The sequence below is a fragment of the Corynebacterium sp. HMSC072A04 genome (assembly GCF_001809235.1).
In the GTDB taxonomy this organism is placed as follows: domain Bacteria; phylum Actinomycetota; class Actinomycetes; order Mycobacteriales; family Mycobacteriaceae; genus Corynebacterium; species Corynebacterium hiratae.
On the sequence record NZ_KV796733.1, the window covers coordinates 1 to 218 of the forward strand.

The window sequence follows — 218 nt, forward strand, 5'->3', positions numbered from 1 at the left end:
ATGGGCCCATTTGTAGTATCCAGACCGAGATACTTTTAATAGCCGTGCCATGCGTTTGATGCTGTAGTTTGCCTTCTCCTGCTGCATTAGTTCGAACTTTTCTGCTCGCGTTGCTTCGCGGCGAAGAAGGCTGTCGCTTTTGACAAAAACTCGTTATCCATCTTGGCCTCTGCCAACTCACGGCGCAGGCGAGCATTCTCAGCACGAAGATCAGCCTC

The 218-nt window shown here is 50.9% G+C and carries 1 pseudogene; it reads right to left on the bottom strand.

Features of this window, described 5'->3' with window-relative positions:
• A pseudogene (locus tag HMPREF2565_RS14120) lies at positions 1–218 on the bottom strand (IS3 family transposase); the annotation flags it as partial.